Source organism: Mesorhizobium sp. ISC15 (assembly GCF_037162615.1).
GTDB classification, from domain to species: domain Bacteria; phylum Pseudomonadota; class Alphaproteobacteria; order Rhizobiales; family Rhizobiaceae; genus Mesorhizobium; species Mesorhizobium mediterraneum.
In genome coordinates this window covers 1,323,691-1,340,304 of the sequence record NZ_JAVSPX010000001.1, presented here as the reverse complement: position 1 = coordinate 1,340,304, position 16,614 = coordinate 1,323,691, and the positions used below count along the sequence as shown (strand labels likewise).

The following is a 16,614-nucleotide window of genomic DNA, read 5'->3' as shown; positions in this document are numbered from 1 at the left end:
GGGACCTACAACTGATGACCTGCTGTTTGATCGCCCCAGGATTAGGTGGCGGAAATGGTGACTTAGCGGCTCGGTCCGGCGGTCGAGCCGCGGACCACCAGTTCACATGCATCACGGTTTGCTTCCGGGGCAGCGTTCGCTAACACCATGGCGAGGAGCCGCCGCGACACTATCCTGCGCTGTGGCCGAAATGGGCAGTATGATCGGGCATCGGGCTGAGAAAATTGTCGATAGCCATCGGTTGAAGCCGCGGATATCAGCGGCGATCACATCGACGTCATTCGGGTGATTTCCCCGAACCGATCGTGATTCGAATTACGCCTCGTCGAGCTATTCCACGTTCGCCAACGTGCATAGATATCCTTGGAAAACTTGCTCGTCGGATCTACTCCTGAAATGCAAATGCAGGGTCAATGGTGTTCCGTATTGCCGAAGTCTCTAATTTAGCTTAGAATAATTTATTTTCGGGAGGGGAAAGCGATGCCAACAACTTATGCAGCAAAAATCGCCTCCTTGGCGGAGGCGGATTTCGACCAATTTCATGGGTTTAATGAAACAACGACGAGGATGTCGAACCGTATTCGAAAATATTGGACGGAGGTGGGACTTCACTTTCCAGGCGTCGGCACCCCCTGGTCGGCGGTTTTCGTGTCGTTCTTCGTGAAATCGTCAGGGGCGACGGCTTCTGAATTTCATTTCGCGGCGGCGCACGCGCGGTTCGTATTTGTTGCGATACGGAATGCGCAGAACAATGTCGGGGTTTTTCGCGGCCGGCGCTTGAACCAGTACGCCCCGAAGATCGGTGACATCATTCAGAACAACCGCGGCGGAAACACATTCGACTTCGACCATGCGGCCGCGCACAATGACTACGAGTCCCATTCGGCCATAGTCGTAGAAGAAGGCATCGACGGAAATGGGAGATACGTGCGAACGATTGGAGGCAATGAGGCAGATTCGGTCGGCGACAAGATTGTTCGCCTTTCGGCCCGCGGTCTCATAAGGCAGCCATCCACCGATCCTCATCGATACATGTGCGTCATCGAGAATTTGAAGTAGCATTCCTTTCCCTAGCTTCGGCGGATGAGCGGCAGCAGAGGCTGGAAGGACTACAGAGCCTACGAAGAGACGCAACGGAACGCATTCCGCGAGTGGAGGGCCTCGGTGCGAGTACTGGTTCTACCAATGGGAGCGCTGGAAACACTGGAAGCGCTTCCTCGCCGGCGCGGCGACCGCCGGAGCCGGAATCCTGCTGTGGCCGCGGCGCCTTGGCACGGGATCACCTATCCATTCCAACCATTGAGAAGGGCTATAGAATGACCTTCTCTGCCCAAGCCAGGAGGGCGGACGTGTTACGACTAGTCCTCTTAACATCATTTGTGCTTTGCGTGCCTGAAGTCGCTGTCGGCGTCCCGGCTGGAGCCCAAATTTGGCACGAGGACGCGGGAGATTACCCCCTTGTTCTTGAGCGATCTGGGCCGACACTCAAGTTCTCGCTCGAGTCAGGCTCCTCAGGATTGCGTTTTGATAACCCAATAAGGTTCGTGGCTAACGTTGACGGAAACAAGATCGTCGGTCTGATGCCTGTCTATGTGAGTAAGAATTGTGCCAAAACCTCATTCCAAGTTGAAGGCACTTACACTCCTAGCAAGATCGTTGTCCGTGGAAACGAACCTTACCTGGATAGAAATGGGTGTGCGTCCAATAAGAACTCTCTCCGAGAGTTCGTTTTCAACTACGTATTCACATCGGCTGTCAACACCAGCGAGAAAGTGCCTCTCTGGGATAGAGAGAGCCCAATACGAGAGGCAATACTTAGAGACCCTTTAGGGTTGATTCCGGAATTTGCACGGCGCCTTCCCCCAAGCGGAAGTGACGTTAGCAACAATATAATCGGCTCGATGATCGCGGGAATATTTCCTCAGGGGCTCGGAATTGGCGATTGCGTGATTTCCGCTTATGATCTACCGGATTTTTCTAGCGGTGAAGACAAATTCATTTACGATTACTTACAACGAATAGCCGACAATGAAAACGATAAACAATCGTTTATTACAATCGGGTATCCGCCGGAGATCATTGAGCGCGTGATGGATGCCTATACTCGCGCGTCATTGAGCTCTCTCCTTAGACTGTCTCGGGAAAACCCTGGGTATAGCTATCACGATGCCCAAGAGGCAGTTTATCCCAATGCAGAGGCCGCAGTGCTTGAGCTCGAACTTTACCGCCGTAATAAAAATCCAGATCTGCCTAAGGTTGATGCCCGTGGTGTCTGCGGTGGCGACTATTTCGGCGTGAACTCGATGCTCCTAGACCCGCCTGACGGAAGGTTATGGCTCATTTCGCAATTCAACTTTGACTTCTGTACGTCGACGGGCGTTGATCCGTTGGATACCAAATGCGATCTTTGGTTCGAGGCGCTGAAAGGCAGTGCGTTTCCAAACGGAATGTATAGGTATCGTGCCAGATGGCAAGACGGTTCAACGCAAACAAGCCAGATCGAGTTGTTCAACTCTGGGGGAGAGGATGAACAGAAATATGTTGTTCGGAAGCAGTAATCCATGGCCACAGGATTAGATTCGTTCAAGGAAGTATTGGCTGAGTATCGGAGCCTTGCGCTTTGGGCTGGCGTCTCAAGCGTGTCGATCCCTTTCTTTGCCGCATTTGCGGGTGTCGCGCCACCGTGGCCCAACCGCATTGCGCTTATGACAGCAGTTTTTCAGCTGATTGGCTTGATCCTTTCTTTCCAACTGTATTATAGTGCCAAGCGACGAGTGGTCACTAAAGCAATTATTGTGATGACGTTAGCGTCCTGCATTCTTTTATTACTTTACATTTTTCTCTTTTCTATCTTTGCGGTGTCGGTTGGCGGGGCGCAAAAATACATCATTGTTGGGTACGAGTGCACAACAAAGGCAGCTGCTACCTACGGAAAGGAATGCCAAGGGATTGGATACGAAGAGCTTCGAGCGGCCCAGTTCAATGAATTTGTGATTTGGACGCGAATGTCAATCGCTGTTGTCCGAACGGCACTGACATCGATTTGGCTTGCCTTTTTCTTAAGTCTTTCGAGCGTCATCGCCCTCTTTCTGGTGTTTCAAAGGTCTCGGGTAGTTAAGCCTACCTGAAGCAATACCACTCTGATGAGTGTTGGAGTCTCGTCGCCGGAGTGTATGATTTTTAGCAGTGGGGCTGATGATGCGTGCTATTGGCTGGACGGCCGCTTTAATTGTGGTGTTTTCATCGTCCCCGGCCAGCTGCGAAAAACTGTTCTCATATTTTTCTGAAAGCGATGATCCACCTCAAACTTCGGTGTCTATAAGCCCTTGCACAGGCGACGAAGTAGCAGAGTGCATTTCCCATAGCCTTTCATGCGAGAAGACATCCGGGGGTGATCCGGAATTCACAATCTTCTCCGGCAACGTCGAGAAAGTCGCCTCGTCCCTGATCATTGGAACAGGAGGCCAGGCTAAGGCTCAGCTTAAGTTGTCAGGCGGCTCCGCCATCGTCGATTTAGCCGTCAATTCGGTTCGCGTAGATTCGAACGACATGGATGGCGGGTGGATCGTTACATTTGGCCTCGGATCCATTGATGCCTTCTTCGAAGCTTTGACAGATAAGAGCGGGGAAGGTGCATCCCTCATTGTTGCTGGGAAACGGTTCCCTTTGGCGCCCCAGGCAGGTGATGGCAATAAACTGGTCGATTGGAAAAATGCTTGTGTGGCGCTTGAAGGGCAGTCGCTCGGTCAAAGCGCCTCTGCACCAGTACTAGATTGCGAATTCAATTCTCGGCGCTACCGGTCGAAATTGAATAGGGACGAAAGCCCCACTTCATATCAGGAACTTCAGTTCACCGAGGGCGCCCAGATTGGCAAAGTAAACCTAACCGAATATCACGGTGACAAGGCTGCTTGGACCGCAAAGGGTGATTTTGCCTGCTCTAACGGTGTCTCAATCTGTCGGCTGACATTCCCTTTGATGCTGGCTGGGCAGATTGAGTTGCCGTATGAGACGGTCAGCGATGGCGCCGTCCAGATGGTTGTCATTCCCGCATTTCGTCAGGAAGTCTACCAAACCGAACAGTATGCTGTAGCACAGGGTAGGCGCTATGGAGGACTCGTCGCAGACCTTCTTGGCGGCTTTGCACCGAAAGATAATGAACCAATCACCCCATATAATGTTTATTCCTATGCAGATTGCGCCAAATTTCCCTAGATTTTGACGGCTTATCAAACATTCTGATCGGCAGCTTGCCGCTATCCTAAAGACACGATGATGGAGGAGCCGATTCGGATGCTGACGCCGTCCTCGTCAGAGCAGAAGACGCCATGCTATCTGATGTGTCATGAGAGATGACAAATACGTTTTCTGGTTGACCTTGATGGTTGGACCGCTTCTTGGCGGGTTCGCGGCTTACTTTGTGTCAGCTTCCGTGTTGGCAGAATACTCGTGGTGCATCGTAGGTAGAGAAGAACACTGCGTACGCGAGTGGATCTCTGCGACGAGTGGGTGGGCAGCTGCGTTAGCGGCTGTCCTTGCGATCGGGCCGCTCCTCGGCCAGTTGCGCGAACAAAGACGCCAGACCGGGTTTGTTCTCGGTGACGCAGCGCCAACTTTCGACATTGAAAGAAGAGCATACCTTAGCTTGCGTGTACGCATCGTGAACTGGAACCGTCGATCTCTCAGCCTGCGACCCCTTCAGTTTAAGATGGCAGGCAAATCATACGAAGCTCGAAGCATACTTCGGAGCAACGAGAACCAGGGGTCTACCAGCGTTGGTGACTACGGCTTTACGATCGACGGTTGGGAAGACCGCGCATCGAGGCCCCCATTCTCGGAATTAGCAATCGAGCTCGAGGAGGGAAGTAAGGTTGGTGATTTGAACCAACCGATCGTTGTGGAAGTTGTTGGCGATCTGATTGGCGAAGGCGGTGGCCGTTTCTATCGAAGAATAACTGTTAGCCGCTGGGGGGCAGCTGCCCTCCTGACGGTGTAAGGTGTCAAATGCCCTGCCAGATCGTTGGACAACTTATGGATCGCCGTCTAGGCCTTTCACGAACGCCCTCGATAAGACAGGATCGATTCCATCTGCTTCGGTCAAGTCGCGAGGCGATCTAAGACGCAGGTTCCGGCACACGGCCGCTCGCTATTGCTGCCCATTGAGTTTGCCTTGGCGAGCCTTACCTCTCGTCAAACGGAGTGGCGTCGAAATGGCACGTAAGTAGAGCGCGATCGGTTTCAACAGGCCGTTGGCTGGCGATGTTATCCTGCTCTCGCGGAACAGGCTGCTGGGCAGCTGGAGCTCGATGCCGACGACGATCAAATCGACCTCGTCACGGACAAACGCATCGCCGAACGTCTGATGGAGACCTTTGATAGATTTTCTCCAGGCCGGTGAAGGTGACGATGCGCCCAGGTTTGCGGTCGAGAGGTTGAAAGAACACTGGGTAGTTAGCTCTTGTGCTGAAATCTCTCGTCGGTCATCCGACTATGGACATTTCACACCACCAAGTAATTTCTAACTACTATTCCGGCGGGATCACTATGGACGAGCCAACTTTTGAGACTAAACTTCAGCGTCTGCGTGAATGCATCCAGAACGTAGGCCCTTACAACGTATGGGGCAGTCTGGCACACGCATATGCTGCATGCATGTCATCCGACGAACTTTCCAAGGCGGCACTTCAAACGATCGCCGACGAAATGCCTGTACATGGAGTGGTTCGGAATCGACTGGTCAAAGCCGCTATAGACGCAGGCTCGGCCCTCGATGACGTTGCGGAAAAACTGCTATTCGAATTCGAGAAAAAGGACACGCTTACCCGGCGTCGAGCGGACGCTTTGCTATCCCGCATTTTTGAGACTCTAAGCCCACCAACAAAAGTCTCAGTGTTAGATTTTTGGCGCGGGCGCGGCGGAGTTGGTGTCGGGAGTCGGTGGTTGAAGGCAATCTCACAAGATAAATTGCTAATGGATATGAACGCGATCTTCGAATACTGGACAGAAAACAATGATTGGCGTGCCGCGAAAATCATAGCTTACCAAGGCGACTTGCAGCTTTTGACTAGAGCATTGCCTGATTTTATGGCTCGTTGGGTTGCGGGATGGATCGTTGGTAAGACTGTTTTGCGTATGAACGAGGTATCGGCCGAGACGTGGATGTCTATCCGCATGCAATATCCAGCAACCTATGCGTACCTTTGCGCCAAGCTCCGGAGGCAAATTGAACCTGTGGACGCGGTCTCTATATTGGACGAAATTTCGCGAACTGAGCCGGATAAGACAGGGCTTGCTGTTTGGGCGTTTGGCCAACTGCGGCTTTGGGATGTTCTCGAATCCGTTCGTGCCAAAGCTTAAGCCTTTTACCGATTTCTTGGTCATCTGAGCCAGCCTGCAAGGTGCAGCTTCGCGTAAGGCGTCTGAGGAGCCGACGTGAAAACGTGATCATGCGACCCCGCGAAACCCACGATTGAAGCGCGTTCGCCCATTCTTGCTGTTAAACGCTAGTCCACTGCCAGCGCTGCGCCCGCGTTTGCGGCGGCCTTTACCGCGGTGCGGTCTCGCCAGAAGGTGGCATAATCCGGGCCTTTGGAATTTGGTGGGTGTGTAGGTTCTTGAATCATGATCGGAACTGGTGCCGGTAGGCCCGGCCCAATGATGATTGCTTCACCAGGGGCGAGGCTGGGGATGAAAAGCGCAGCATTGCGATCGAGATCACCGCATGCGCGCTCCACCGCCATTCGATCCTCGTCATTCGTCAGCCGATGAACGATGAACGTCCCGAGTTGGCTCAGCACGTCTGCTGGGACATCTCGCGGTCGCTGCGTCGCCAGAACACACGTAAGGCCATATTTGCGGCCCTCCTTGGCGATCAAGCCAAAAGCCTCCAACTTGACACTGACGTACTCGTCACCGATCGTGCGTCCGAGAAATTGGTGAGCTTCATCCAGAACGGCTATCATGGGTCGATCCCGAAACACATCGCTTCTGGCTCGGCCTAGAAGATAGCGGCCAATCACGTTCATCAGAATCTCGCGGGTATTGTGTTCAAAACGAACATTTTTGAATGATATGCGAATAATATCGTCATCATCGGTGGCGATGAATTGATCAATAATGTCAGCAAGCGATGGGCCGTTCGTCGCAAAAACGCAGGCCAACTCTGCCGAGTGAACAAGAGTCCGAATACGCGAGATCAAGCTTTCACAATGGCCAACCGCCTGCTGATCCACCTTGCCGAAGTTGGCCGGTATATCGAAATCAGAGCTGTAGATGCATTCTGCCGAAATCTGTTCCGGCAAGTCCTCAATCTGGAATGCGCAATAAGGACTGTGCAGGGCCGCTGCATTGGCACCCACTGCGGTATAAAATGCCGCCCTCGGTCTCTGCCTCTTAGTCAACAACCTCTGCTCGTAGATTGTCAGTGTCTGTGAAGTTCCACCCAGCGCATGCACCAGCTTGAGACTTCTAATAGCTTCTCGGAGCTTTGGACCCTGACTCTGCCCCCCAGGGCGAAACAGAGCGAATAAATCGTCCTCGGTTGTCTTGCGATAAGGAAAATGAACCTGTTCGGCACCGGCTTCAGCAGCATCGAACGCATAGTGCTTTGAGATCGATGGGATGCCCGCAAACTCACCCGTCGGGTCAAACAGAATTGCCTTGCCCCCTACTTTTTTTATCTGGTCGACGACAGAGGCAACCGTCCAGCTTTTGCCGCCACCGGTTGCACCAAATATTCCACAATGCCGGCCGAACAATCGCTCCGGCTGCAGTCGCAGCATGACATTTGAACCAGCACTCAATGTGCCGATATCTACAGTCAGTTGCCCTGTGGTATTGAGAGCGTTCGCAAATAGCTGACCCAATAACAATGGATCGGCTAGATAGACCGCGTCGCCTATTCGGGGATACTCCTTCAAGCCACGCAAAAGTCTGCTGGTTCGCTGATCGACCGAGGCCAGCAGCTGAATCTTACCAATCGGATTCGTCGATTCAACCCTCCCCAAGCTGGGTTCAACGGCAAGTCGCTCCGCATCAGGTATCTTTGCTTCAATGATCCTGCCCAACAATTTGACCAGTTCACAATCTACAAAAACGAAGTCCCCAACTGCCCCGCGAGACAGCGCGCGCCGTTCTGGATTTGCGGTGGCACGAGGCATGTTGACTTGGACAGCCGACGCGCCAACCAAGGTGACGGTCCCAAGGTATCTGTCGGGATCAATAAGGCTGGCCTTGCTCAAGCAAAGACCCCATTCGCTGCGTTCGTCCGCGCCGCTATCATTCGTTCGGCGTGTCGTTCGCGCTCGGTTTGTGACACTAGGTCCGGGACTACAAGAGCCAGGTCCTCGAATCGTCCGTTCAGCAGCGTTAACCGTGGGTCGCCCTGTTCGGCAATAGCAATAAACTGCTCAAAATACGGATTGGCGAACATGCGAGGGGCGTTCTTGGGAACGACATCCGGTTCGGCTTCCAAGGTCGCGTCACTGATGAACGCCACATCACATAGGACAACGCGCAGACCCATGTTGGCTTCGAGCGCGGCCATAATCGGTTTTGAAATGTGATCGTCCTTAAAGCCGAATCCAGAGACAATTAGGGCCGTGTCGGGTTCTCGCAATGCCGTTTGAAATGCCCCCATCATATCCAGATACGGCGTCTCAAACGCTTCCTGATATTTGGTGTCTCGCGGGAAGATAAGAACCGGCGATCCGTCAGCCTCTGTGCGACTACGGATGATGGAAGGTGATCCCCGACGCCAGTCCAGCGAACCGTGCAGTTTGTAAAGGTGAAACACATTCTCGATATAGTCCGGAGCATCGTCAGCACTTCCACGCCGAACGGTGTCGTACGAGAAATGAGCACGATCGTAGACCTGAGGCGTTGTATGAGAAAAACCGTCGACAATGACGAATTGCTGGCCTTGTGCGGCATATTCAAAACATAAGTCGTAGTTCGTGGTGAAAATCTTCGTCCTTGGCTTCCGAATTCCTCTACGAGCAATCTTCCGCACCAGTGATCGATGACTGGTCAGATCCGTCGTTGAGCCGACAAAGTCGACGCGTGCGAGAATGGCCTTCTCAGCAGCCTTGATGAAGGCCTCCACCTTGTTACTGTTGGCATCTAGGAAGAGCGACACATACAATTTGCAAAGCGTAAGCAATTTTTCGATGTTCTTTCCGATCCCAGCGGCAGTTGGGATGAGAGCTATTACCTCAGCCATACCGGGCGCTGTGACTTTCGCTTCCACAGCATCCCAGAGATCGCCCATACCAGGAGCACCAGCTGCACCCTGAGCATTGCGGGCGCAAAATGAAGATCCAGCCCCAGTAAGAAGCAACAGGTTGCTCGCGTTCAATGCGGTCGCAAACGAAAGTTCAACCTCCCGGTTAGCACCGAAGAACGTCGTCTTGCCGTCCAGGTCAACGGTATCCTCGTATCTCTTCCACCCAACGTTTGTATTGAGGAGTCGAAGATTGGCGGCAGCTGCGGGTCGCCCATTCCAGAATACCATAACGCCCCCAATTTATTAGTGGCACACTATATAGATATCCAGATCAATCACAAGTTCATCAAGCTAACTGCCAGTTAACAGCATCTCAGAGACATGCTTAGTCTTCCCATAGAATGTTGGAAAGCCCGCATTTCTAGGCTCAGTTCTGCGAGGCAGCACAAGCCCGGGCTCGCACACGCCGAGCTAGGGAATCCGATAGCGATAGAATTTTCAGTCCTTGTAGCCTGAGCTTCCCATTTGGAGGAGGCCTTAAAACATAAACCAGCGTTTATGTTTGACGGGGCTCCATGAAATATGTTGGCTACTACAGGGTTTCCACGAAGAAGCAGTCGAGGTCTGGGCTCGGTCTAGAGGCACAGCAGCAGATGGTTCGGCAGTTTGTCGAGGCCAATGGGTCGCTGGTCGCAGAGTTCGTTGAGGTGGAATCTGGCAGGAACGATCAGAGATCTGAACTGGCAAAAGCGATGGTCGCGTCAAAAAAGGCGGGAGCATCACTGTTGATTGCCCGCCTCGACCGCTTCTCGCGTCGTGTCAGTTTCATCGCCACTATGATGGAAAAGGGCGTTCAGCTGGTCGTCGCTGAAATGCCCCATGCGACCGACTTCCAGCTGCACATTTTTGCCGCCCTAGCACAGGAAGAGCGGCGGTTGATATCTGAGCGAACGAGAGCAGCCCTTGCCCAAGCGAAGCGCAGAGGAACGATCCTTGGTCGGAATGGGACGGTCTTGGCCGAAGCAAACCGACAAAGTGCCATTGCATTTGCCAACCACATAGAAAGCTTCCTGCCTCCTGGATGGCCGACAATGTCGTACTCAGAGATAGCTCGCCGGCTGAATGAGACCTGTGCGACAAGCCCAACCGGCAAGCAGTTTCATGCTCAAACAGTCAAGAGCTTTGTCACCCGTCTGCCGGCTGGCCGGGCTCGTAAAACTGTTTGACCTTCTCGTGATGCCGCAGTCCCTCGGGGCGATAAGGCCTCAGCACATACTGAAGCATTTCAGGTAACGCGAACCTATCCAACACCGACTGATGAAGTGTCGCATCTGCCGGTATGGTTCTGACGAAAGGCGTAACAAACCGGAATACGCTGCCATTCGTCGTGTTGTGGGCCTGCTGCGTCCGGACACGGACTGAAAACCCTTTCTGTAGTTGTCGCTATTCGCAAAATCTGCCCACGTTTAGCCGTTGTCGATAGTCGTCTGGTTGAGGATAACGCCGCCCATCAGAACGTAGCTGATGGAGGTCGACGGTGGACGCACGAATCATCAAGGCGCTGGCTTGCGAGAGCAGGCTCAAAATCTTGGACTACCTGAACTGGCCAGAACTGTATTTTCCTGAGGTTCCAGACGCTCGGCAGACCGGCCTGACAAACAAGATGATTTGCAACCGGCTCGGTATCACACAGGAATCGGTCAGCTTACATATGCGCTGGCTCACGGAGACCAAGCTGGTCTGTTCCACGAAGATCGGGACGCATGTTTTCTACAAACGCAACGAACACGGAATCGACGAAGCAATCACTTCGTTGTGCGAAATCCTGCAAAAGCAACACTGACGGTGATCGGCGGACCTTAGCTGATCGTCCGTTTACGATTGCAGATGCCAGATGATAGCTACGGCCAATGCCCGGAGGAATATCGCGCGACGTGTGGTCTGCCGGCTGATCTAATTACCCGATGGTCGGCCCAAATTATGCTGCATCTCGGTCGGCGATGGCAAGGAAGATCGGCCTTGGGCCGGAAGCCCAAGAAGGTGTCAAAAGCGGGTGGCTAATGATTCCGGAAGACGGAAATCTAAGGCCTGGTCGACCATCTCCCTAACTTGCAGGGCGGCGCGACATGCGCGCGACATGGGGGAACATTGTGGCCGACGACAAACTTAAAGTGATGCTGGAAAATGCTCAGCTCGACAAAGCCAATGCTGATGCTGCTAAAGCAGACGAGGCGGCAAGCGAGCTGGCTGCAATCAACGCGGCAGCGGCTGAATTGAGGGAACGACTCATGCCGCGCCTTAATGCTGCGAAACAAGCATGGAAAGACAGCATCATTCTCAACATTGAGGATGGGACGACTGGCGATTTCAGCGAACGGGCTTCGTATCCTACGTTGCGTCGTGTGCCACAAATTCGGGTATGGATGAGCACGGGCTCTGTGCAGGCGGGATAGATTTTTCGAAGCCATCATCCGGGGTACACGTCTATCGTGGCTGGTGCCGGCAGAAATCAAGGAAACTCTACCATGGATTTTCGCATCGAGAAGATCTCCGAAATAACGGAAGAACTCATCGATCGCGTATTGCATTCAATGGTCAGAGAAGTTCATGGATTAAAGTAGGCAACGGCCCGCCACCCGTGCGGCAGCGAAGCGAAGTGAGCTACGACCTACCGCCGAGGAATCCCGGGGCCTTCGATCTGCATTTGACAGACTTGGAGTTCGATGGACTGCTGGCGTTCCTTAGATCTCAACAGAGAATAGGCCGAGCCTGGATTTTCGGCTCCCGGCGGTCTGGTCTGCGCCGGCCAAAAGATGTCGTTAAGCCCGCTGATATCGACGTTGCCGTCGAATTCGTGAACGTTCCTGAAGCAGATTCGCTGCTGGCGATGTTCGATGTCCGGTTCGCTGCCAACGAGTTTTTCGTGCATGGGCACCCGCAATACGGCCTCTCGACTACGGAAGGTCAGGCTGGCTTTGTTCAAATCGAGTTTCCTGGGAAAGAAGGCCCAACCGTCGCGGCGTTCATCACTGCGGACGGCGCCACCCTGATCTTTGAGCGAGCCGACCTGCTGCCGAGGTAGCTTGCGCGATAGCCGCCCCTTGCGGATCTGACGCTTTTGAAGTTCAGTGTGCGCAGGGGGAAATCACCATGCGCAAACGCTATGTTTTTGCGGCGGGGGCTGCGATCATCCTTTTAAGCGGATGCTCCGGTTCGGGCCTCGGGATGCCTGGCTCGCCGGCTTGGTTTGCCACCACACCGCAGGCGGAACAGGCAACCTATTTTCGGAACCGATGCGTCTCCTACGGCTTCGAGCCTGGAACCCCAGCCATGGCCCAATGCATCCAAAATGAGTCTATTTCGTCTCGCGGTAGGGCATCAGCCAGAGCAAATGCGGCTTTTGCCAACATGCAAAACAGTAAGCCAAAAACAACGACTTGCAACCGCTTCGGCAACACCGTGAACTGCACGACGTTTTGATATTCGGGCAGTCCGCACCTATTGCGAACGCTCGACCGCAAATGTTGGCGCGTCACCGCCCTCGCAGGCCTGGTGAAATTCGGCGAGGGCTTCGTTGACAGCCTGCTTCCCGAGCTTCGGGCGGACAGTCGGGGTTAACCAGCTCGCAAAGGACGGTGGCAGCATCTCGCAGAACCCCCCTAATCTCATCCGGCGTCAGCTGCTAGAGACATCTCGCGGCTTCCAGAAGATCAACGACAAGATCATCGGCATGCGCGGGCACGTGCGGCATTTTGAAAACCCCAATGTGGACGGCAGATTAGACGCACTAACATAAGGTTTGGCAATCAACCGACGGTCGCGCTTTTGAACGGGCTACAGCAGCACGTGTGCTCATGGCGCCGATATAGGGCGGCGTGCGCGTCGCCAGCGCGCGTTTAGGGCGGCCGCTGGTTCGGGCAGCGGGGAAGCGTTCCGCGAGTCCTGGCGGGGGCGCTTGTGCCGGCGCTGCAATGATGTTTTGCTGCGGCTCAATTAAGGGGGGGCTAAAATGCAATCTGCGATTCTGGCCGCATTGGCGGCGTTGATCTTATCGAGCTTTGCCGCCGACGCATACGCGCATAGCGGCGGCACGGACAGCAATGGTTGCCACAAGAACCACAAGACAGGCGACTATCATTGCCACTGAAGGTGACCGACCTCTGAATGACCCGCCTATCTGTTGCGGAAGAGCTTGAAAGCGCCGCCGACCGTATCGCCGATATGTCACGGCCGGATCTGCAGATCATCCTGCGACGGGCTGCATTGATCCTTAGAAACGTCTCAGGCGTGCCGCTGGAGCCCGCAACGGAGGACGCTCTCAACTCCATCGCGGCCGAAATGAAAATTGGCCGGTCGGACCTCATTCAGATCGTGCTGCGCGAATGGCTGGAAACCAACGTCTATTTGCCAGTCAGAACGATCGACGAGGAAAGCGAAACAGACGGCAGCGCCTAAGGTCTTCCGCGGTCACGGAAGTTACTTGAATCGCCATGGTCGGTACTTTCCAAGGGCGGACCCCATCAGGCAAATCTTACCCCAACGCCCCCAAGCGGCGCCGGCCTTCCCCTTGTCTGGCGCATTAGCCCTCTACTGTTCCGTGGCCAATCAGCAATCTTCGGTGGTCTTCTTCATTTGGCCGGGGGCGGCGGTCTTGGCGTCCGTGTCCTGCTGACCAGGGGCGGCCTCCTGCGCGCTGCCGGTCTGCTGGCCAGGTGCGCAATCCTTGGCCGAGTTCGGGTTCGTGCCGCTGGTGGTGGTGGTGTCAGTTCCCTGATCAGTGTTGGGCGTGGTCGTGGTCGTGGTCGTTGTCGTAGAAGTTCCGCCCGAAGTTCCACTCGTCGTCTGGGCAAAGGAAAGCCCGGTGGAAAGCGCCAACACGGCCGAGGCCAGAAGTATCCGTTTCATATTCTTTCTCCTCTGTTAAGCGCACGAACGCGCTCATAAACCAACCTGCGGACAAAAAGAATGTTCCAGTGATGGTGCTCATCCCCGAAATCTTTCCGTGTGCCAAACGATCTTGCCGTCGACCTTAATCGGCTTGTGGATCATCAATCGCTTGGGAAGGTGCTCGGGATGCACTTCGAGCAGGGTGATCGTGATCTGCGGCTTGCAGCGGCTGCAATCGAACTTGAGTTTCAGCGGGTCGGCGCCGCCGCCATAGACCATCATGAGGTCTGCTGAACGGCAGTAGCGGACATTGCCGCAACTGCATTCCGCTTTGACGAGCATATTGTGCCGGGTCGCCTTGCCAAGCGTGTCGATTAGATCGTGCGCCATCCCCTTAGAAAAGGAACATATTCCTGCTTCGTCAAGAGGCTCTTGACTCCGATGTTCTCATTTCGTTCACTGTTGGCAAGACATTCACAGGAGGCAGTCATGGACATGATCATGAACGCCAGGGGCGCAACGCCCGAGGAAAAGCAGAGGGGCATCTTGGCCCGCTAAGCGTCCCCGAGATCCTGCGCAACTGAGGCAACGGCATGTGCAATCTCTATAACATCACGACCAGCCAGGAGGCCATTCGCCAGTGGACACGCACCTTGCGGGACATCACCGGCAATCTTGAACCGTCGATCGATATCTATCCCAACCAATTCGCCCCGGTTGTGCGTAATGCGGCCGACGGCGCACGCGAACTGGCCAGTCTACGGTGGGGAATGCCGACCCCGCTGGAGCGCATCAGGGGTAACGCCGATTCCGGAACCACCAATATTCGCAACCCTCACTATGGCCATTGGCAACAGTATGTCGGCGTCGAGCACCGCTGTGTTGTCCCAGTGACGAGCTTCGCCGAGCCCAGCCCCACGCCCGGCGACAAGGACCCCGAGACGGGTGGCATTCAGCGGAACTATTGGTTCGCACTCAACGAGGACCGTCCACTGTTTTTCTTCGCCGGCCTGTGGACGCGCTGGCAGGGAGTGCGCAAGGTCAAGGAAGGCCCCGGCGATCATGAGGTTTATGGTTTCATGACCACGAAGCCGAACGCCCTGATCGCGCCTATCCACGAGAAGGCGATGCCGGTGATCCTGACCACGCAAGAGGAAACAGAAACGTGGCTGACCGCCCCATGGTCGGAAGCAAAACGGCTACAGCGAACGGCACCGGATGATGCTCTTGTGATTGTCGAGAAGCCTGCTACGCAAATTAAGGTGCCGCAGCAGGCACCAGCGCAGGGCACACTGCTTTGAGGACGTAGGATGAGCGACGAAGTCCGCCTTCCCGGTGAAATAGAACGCGCCCTGGCATTCAGCACCATAGATGCGAGCATCCAGGCTGTAGCAAGAATGCGGGATGGGGCTTTGCCAAGCCGAGGCAACCATCGCACTGGTTCTGTTTCGAGCACCGCGCCGAAGGCGAGCGATATCTATGAGGCAGCCGGGATGATCAGACCGCCAAGACCGTGCGAATAGCATCTTGGCCTCCTTTGGCCGCAGCTTCAAAAGCCTTCATCTATTCGGCCGATGCGCCGATCCGCTGGAAATTGACAATCTGGCCCAGCTATAGACCGCTTCGTGCTGGCGGTGGCGTCTGCAAACTTCGGATGAAGGGCTGTCCTATATTGTTGCGCGCAGGCTCATATCCGATCGTGGCAAGGGTTGCTTTCCTTGCCGCGTTGGCCGGCGTTCTCCTGCTGCTCACTCTTTTCCCGGGGTGGCTCCTGCGGAATTGGGGAGTGACCTTCACCCATCATGGCAAGCTCATCCACGCCGCCGCATTCACCGTTTTGGCGGCCTTGGCGAGTGTCGGCTGGACGAAACACAAGGCAAAGCTGATTGTTCTCCTCGCATTTTCGGGCGTGGCGATTGAAGTTGTTCAGGGCGCGCAACTGCTAGGTCGCGGTTCGGATGTTTTCGACTGGATTGCCGACTGTGCCGGCATGGCGTGCGGGATCACAATCGCAAGCTGGACAAGGCGGCACCGGGTAACAAATCCGCCGAAGCGACCTGGCGAATATCCTGGTCGCGAGGTCGGGTGTCAGAAGGCCATGGAGCCAGGCTTTCAGGCGATCGTCGATTCCATGCTGGAAGCAGGCTGGGCCCGTGGAGAGATCATGTGCTCGCTACGCCGGCTGATCTCCGCAGACAACATGATGCAAAAGGAGAACGCCAAGGTCGAGGCCAAGCTGGCGATCGCACGCGCCATGATGCGCGCTGGCCGGCCCTTCTAGTGGCACGGCACGGCGCCGGCACCGAGGCAAAGCTCGATGTCCGCAAGGGGTGGAACTTAGACGTTCCAGCTGACTGCCGGATCGGCTTGGCCGCGCCAAAACCCGTCAAATAGTTCGATGACCGGCTAGCCCTTTTCATTGGCGGCCGATGCCCTTTGGGCCGATGGCCCCTTAGGATCACCGAGGTGGCTATTTGAGCAAACTAGCCGACGCAGGCGCGTAG

The 16,614-nt window shown here is 54.7% G+C and carries 18 protein-coding genes; 14 read left to right on the top strand and 4 right to left on the bottom strand.

All coding sequences use genetic code 11. The features are described from left to right. Nucleotides 1–480: 480 nt before the first annotated feature. From RPG13_RS06695 to RPG13_RS06675, 5 genes are all read left to right on the top strand, one after another. Complete coding sequence (locus RPG13_RS06695; protein WP_337124700.1) at nucleotides 481–1,059, top strand: DUF2272 domain-containing protein; 579 nt, start codon at nucleotides 481–483, stop codon at nucleotides 1,057–1,059. Nucleotides 1,060–1,316: 257 nt separating this feature from the next. Then, nucleotides 1,317–2,558, top strand: a complete 1,242-nt coding sequence (locus tag RPG13_RS06690; RefSeq protein ID WP_337124698.1) for a hypothetical protein — start codon at nucleotides 1,317–1,319, stop codon at nucleotides 2,556–2,558. Between the two features lie 3 nt (nucleotides 2,559–2,561). Next, the gene (locus RPG13_RS06685) at nucleotides 2,562–3,128 is read left to right on the top strand and encodes a hypothetical protein (protein WP_337124696.1); all 567 of its coding nucleotides are present in this window, start codon (nucleotides 2,562–2,564) and stop codon (nucleotides 3,126–3,128) included. 67 nt (nucleotides 3,129–3,195) lie between these two features. Then, complete coding sequence (locus RPG13_RS06680; protein WP_337124695.1) at nucleotides 3,196–4,215, top strand: hypothetical protein; 1,020 nt, start codon at nucleotides 3,196–3,198, stop codon at nucleotides 4,213–4,215. A gap of 1,329 nt (nucleotides 4,216–5,544) precedes the next feature. Next, nucleotides 5,545–6,357 (top strand): hypothetical protein, encoded by an 813-nt coding sequence (locus RPG13_RS06675; RefSeq protein ID WP_337124693.1) that lies wholly within the window; start codon nucleotides 5,545–5,547, stop codon nucleotides 6,355–6,357. A 146-nt stretch (nucleotides 6,358–6,503) separates the two neighbouring features. Here the strand turns inward: RPG13_RS06675 and RPG13_RS06670 are convergent, their stop codons facing one another. Together RPG13_RS06670 and RPG13_RS06665 are read right to left on the bottom strand one after the other, a co-directional pair. Then, a complete protein-coding gene (locus RPG13_RS06670; RefSeq protein WP_337124692.1) occupies nucleotides 6,504–8,240 on the bottom strand; it encodes an ATP-binding protein in 1,737 nt (578 codons plus the stop codon). Then, the gene (locus tag RPG13_RS06665; RefSeq protein WP_337124691.1) at nucleotides 8,237–9,511 is read right to left on the bottom strand and encodes an SIR2 family protein; all 1,275 of its coding nucleotides are present in this window, start codon (nucleotides 9,509–9,511) and stop codon (nucleotides 8,237–8,239) included. The genes RPG13_RS06670 and RPG13_RS06665 overlap by 4 nt, the downstream gene beginning before the upstream one ends. A gap of 287 nt (nucleotides 9,512–9,798) precedes the next feature. Between RPG13_RS06665 and RPG13_RS06660 the strand changes: the two genes are divergently transcribed. From RPG13_RS06660 to RPG13_RS06630, 7 genes are all read left to right on the top strand, one after another. Continuing rightward, nucleotides 9,799–10,449 (top strand): recombinase family protein, encoded by a 651-nt coding sequence (locus tag RPG13_RS06660; RefSeq protein ID WP_337124690.1) that lies wholly within the window; start codon nucleotides 9,799–9,801, stop codon nucleotides 10,447–10,449. Nucleotides 10,450–10,760: 311 nt separating this feature from the next. Then, a complete protein-coding gene (locus tag RPG13_RS06655; RefSeq protein WP_337124689.1) occupies nucleotides 10,761–11,066 on the top strand; it encodes an ArsR/SmtB family transcription factor in 306 nt (101 codons plus the stop codon). A 307-nt stretch (nucleotides 11,067–11,373) separates the two neighbouring features. Then, entirely contained in the window at nucleotides 11,374–11,676 is a 303-nt protein-coding gene (locus RPG13_RS06650) for a hypothetical protein (protein WP_337124688.1), read from the top strand. Between the two features lie 203 nt (nucleotides 11,677–11,879). Then, entirely contained in the window at nucleotides 11,880–12,305 is a 426-nt protein-coding gene (locus RPG13_RS06645) for a hypothetical protein (RefSeq protein WP_337124686.1), read from the top strand. 68 nt (nucleotides 12,306–12,373) lie between these two features. Further along, nucleotides 12,374–12,703, top strand: a complete 330-nt coding sequence (locus RPG13_RS06640) for a hypothetical protein (protein ID WP_337124685.1) — start codon at nucleotides 12,374–12,376, stop codon at nucleotides 12,701–12,703. Nucleotides 12,704–13,232: 529 nt separating this feature from the next. Next, entirely contained in the window at nucleotides 13,233–13,370 is a 138-nt protein-coding gene (locus tag RPG13_RS06635; protein ID WP_337124683.1) for a YHYH domain-containing protein, read from the top strand. Between the two features lie 17 nt (nucleotides 13,371–13,387). Then, nucleotides 13,388–13,678, top strand: a complete 291-nt coding sequence (locus RPG13_RS06630; RefSeq protein WP_337124682.1) for a hypothetical protein — start codon at nucleotides 13,388–13,390, stop codon at nucleotides 13,676–13,678. 150 nt (nucleotides 13,679–13,828) lie between these two features. Here the strand turns inward: RPG13_RS06630 and RPG13_RS06625 are convergent, their stop codons facing one another. Beyond that, on the bottom strand, nucleotides 13,829–14,128 hold the full coding sequence (locus RPG13_RS06625; RefSeq protein WP_337124681.1) for a hypothetical protein: 300 nt from the start codon (nucleotides 14,126–14,128) through the stop codon (nucleotides 13,829–13,831). A gap of 78 nt (nucleotides 14,129–14,206) precedes the next feature. Further along, entirely contained in the window at nucleotides 14,207–14,389 is a 183-nt protein-coding gene (locus RPG13_RS06620; RefSeq protein ID WP_337124680.1) for a hypothetical protein, read from the bottom strand. Nucleotides 14,390–14,703: 314 nt separating this feature from the next. On the opposite strand from RPG13_RS06620, the gene RPG13_RS06615 reads away from it, so the two are divergent. Further along, nucleotides 14,704–15,411: an SOS response-associated peptidase gene (locus tag RPG13_RS06615; RefSeq protein ID WP_337124679.1), complete on the top strand. Its 708-nt coding sequence runs from the start codon at nucleotides 14,704–14,706 to the stop codon at nucleotides 15,409–15,411. Between the two features lie 485 nt (nucleotides 15,412–15,896). After that, nucleotides 15,897–16,391 carry a VanZ family protein gene (locus RPG13_RS06610; protein ID WP_337124678.1) on the top strand — a complete coding sequence of 165 codons (495 nt, stop codon included), beginning with the start codon at nucleotides 15,897–15,899 and terminating at the stop codon, nucleotides 16,389–16,391. Nucleotides 16,392–16,614: the final 223 nt, after the last annotated feature.

Bases quoted from the DNA above. Each gene is read 5' to 3' on its own strand.
- RPG13_RS06695 (WP_337124700.1), top strand. From the start codon at position 481: ATGCCAACAACTTATGCAGCAAAAATCGCCTCCTTGGCGGAGGCGGAT.
- RPG13_RS06690 (WP_337124698.1), top strand. From the start codon at position 1,317: ATGACCTTCTCTGCCCAAGCCAGGAGGGCGGACGTGTTACGACTAGTC.
- RPG13_RS06685 (WP_337124696.1), top strand. From the start codon at position 2,562: ATGGCCACAGGATTAGATTCGTTCAAGGAAGTATTGGCTGAGTATCGG.
- RPG13_RS06680 (WP_337124695.1), top strand. From the start codon at position 3,196: ATGATGCGTGCTATTGGCTGGACGGCCGCTTTAATTGTGGTGTTTTCA.
- RPG13_RS06675 (WP_337124693.1), top strand. From the start codon at position 5,545: ATGGACGAGCCAACTTTTGAGACTAAACTTCAGCGTCTGCGTGAATGC.
- RPG13_RS06665 (WP_337124691.1), bottom strand. From the start codon at position 9,511: ATGGTATTCTGGAATGGGCGACCCGCAGCTGCCGCCAATCTTCGACTC.
- RPG13_RS06660 (WP_337124690.1), top strand. From the start codon at position 9,799: ATGAAATATGTTGGCTACTACAGGGTTTCCACGAAGAAGCAGTCGAGG.
- RPG13_RS06640 (WP_337124685.1), top strand. From the start codon at position 12,374: ATGCGCAAACGCTATGTTTTTGCGGCGGGGGCTGCGATCATCCTTTTA.
- RPG13_RS06635 (WP_337124683.1), top strand. From the start codon at position 13,233: ATGCAATCTGCGATTCTGGCCGCATTGGCGGCGTTGATCTTATCGAGC.
- RPG13_RS06630 (WP_337124682.1), top strand. From the start codon at position 13,388: ATGACCCGCCTATCTGTTGCGGAAGAGCTTGAAAGCGCCGCCGACCGT.
- RPG13_RS06625 (WP_337124681.1), bottom strand. From the start codon at position 14,128: ATGAAACGGATACTTCTGGCCTCGGCCGTGTTGGCGCTTTCCACCGGG.
- RPG13_RS06620 (WP_337124680.1), bottom strand. From the start codon at position 14,389: ATGGTCTATGGCGGCGGCGCCGACCCGCTGAAACTCAAGTTCGATTGC.
- RPG13_RS06615 (WP_337124679.1), top strand. From the start codon at position 14,704: ATGTGCAATCTCTATAACATCACGACCAGCCAGGAGGCCATTCGCCAG.